A 236-nucleotide genomic window follows, 5' to 3' on the forward strand; every position below is an offset into this window, starting at 1 on the left:
GTGTTCACCCGCCGGGTCAGCTGCCCGTCAGGATCGTAGTTGTACTGCGTACTGCCACGGAGGCCGTCGCTCATCTCGATGAGCTCGCCAGCGGCGTCGTACCCGTAATTCCGCCACAAGTGCCCGCGCCCACGACCCAGCGCTTCGGGTTGGAATCCTGCCGACTGCCAGACTTTCCGACCAAGCGGATCGTATGCGGAACGCTGAGTCAACCGCCCCTGTGTGCGCATCACTTC

General features: G+C 63.6%; 1 protein-coding gene. It reads right to left on the bottom strand.

Annotation, left to right across the window (positions count from 1 at the left end):
• On the bottom strand, positions 1 to 236 hold a 236-nt coding region (locus SB725_RS33885; RefSeq protein ID WP_410923783.1), incomplete at both ends, for an RHS repeat domain-containing protein.

Origin of the sequence: Pseudomonas sp. SIMBA_041 (assembly GCF_046535095.1) — a bacterium.
Taxonomy (GTDB): domain Bacteria; phylum Pseudomonadota; class Gammaproteobacteria; order Pseudomonadales; family Pseudomonadaceae; genus Aquipseudomonas; species Aquipseudomonas mucoides.